The sequence below is a fragment of the Streptococcus suis genome, assembly GCF_002960445.1.
GTDB classification, from domain to species: domain Bacteria; phylum Bacillota; class Bacilli; order Lactobacillales; family Streptococcaceae; genus Streptococcus; species Streptococcus hyiners.
On record NZ_POJD01000311.1, the window covers coordinates 1 to 383 of the forward strand.

Below are 383 nucleotides of genomic sequence, written 5' to 3' on the forward strand. Positions count from 1 at the left end.
TACTCTGGAGAATTCATACTACCCCTCCATCATTTTTAGGGCAGCCTCTAGCACCTTAGCTCCGTTCATCACTCCGTAATCCATCATATTGATAGCATCTACCTTAATAGTTGGCTCAAATTTTGCCTTATAGTCGTTCAATAGGAATTTTACTTGTGGACCTAAGAGTAATACATCAATCTCTTTTTGAGCAACTTCATTATCGGCTTCAGATACTGGAACAGCCCAAATAGTTGCTTCAACCCCTGTTTCTTCTGCTGCTTTTTGCATCTTAGTTACAAGCATACTTGTAGACATGCCTGCGTTACAAACTAACATAATGTGTTTCATAAAAAACTCCTCCTACCCCTTTCTTTGAATGAGGGGAATAAAAATATCAATTA

At 38.1% G+C, this 383-nt stretch carries 1 protein-coding gene; it reads right to left on the minus strand.

Annotated elements, in window-relative coordinates; all coding sequences use genetic code 11:
- Positions 1-18: 18 nt before the first annotated feature.
- Positions 19-330: a PTS sugar transporter subunit IIB gene (locus C1G53_RS10990; protein ID WP_012027953.1), complete on the minus strand. Its 312-nt coding sequence runs from the start codon at positions 328-330 to the stop codon at positions 19-21.
- Positions 331-383: the final 53 nt, after the last annotated feature.